The organism is Streptosporangium sp. G11, from assembly GCF_051192615.1.
Taxonomy (GTDB): Bacteria; Actinomycetota; Actinomycetes; order Streptosporangiales; family Streptosporangiaceae; genus Streptosporangium.
This window is the reverse complement of the sequence record NZ_JBPJUQ010000371.1, coordinates 1-563: the sequence shown is the minus strand read 5'-3', so window position 1 is coordinate 563 and position 563 is coordinate 1. Positions and strand designations below refer to the sequence as shown.

1 protein-coding gene is annotated in these 563 nt (G+C 65.0%); it reads right to left on the bottom strand.

Annotated features, from left to right (window positions below; genetic code table 11):
• Nucleotides 1–326: MerR family transcriptional regulator (locus tag ACSDR0_RS51085; protein WP_435296214.1), on the bottom strand; the 326-nt coding region annotated here is incomplete at its 3' end.
• Nucleotides 327–563: the final 237 nt, after the last annotated feature.

Below are 563 nucleotides of genomic sequence, written 5' to 3'. Positions count from 1 at the left end.
CCGTCGATGACGGAGTCGAGCCTGTCCCGGGTCTGGGTGAGATCCGCGATGTGCCGGTCGAGGTGGTCGCGTTCCGCGGCCAGGCGCTGGAGGAGTTCAGGGGTGGCCTTGCCATCGATGACGCAGGGGGTCAGCTCGGCGATGGCCTTGCTGCTCAGTCCGGCGGCGTACAGCTGGCGGATGAGGTGGATCCGGTCGACGGCGGTTTCCGCGTAGTGGCGCTGGCCGCTGCCGCTGCGCTCGGCGGTGAGCAGGTTCTGTTCCTCGTAGTACCGCAGGGCCCGGGTGGTGACTCCCGTGCGTTGGGCGAGTTCCCCGATCCGCATTTCTGCCCCTTCTTGCGTGTTCTGCATCACACGCATTTGCCCTTCACGTCAACGTCAAGTTTTACGGTAGCTCATGTGCCCGCTAGCGGGCGAATGATCCCGTTAGATCCCTTATCGGGATGAGGTAAACGACGAACGGACGGAATATTCATGAGTGAGGACACTGCACCGGCCCGGCGGGTGATCGGCGTCGAGGAGCACGCCTGGACCCCGGAACTGCGCCGCGCCCTTCTGCGG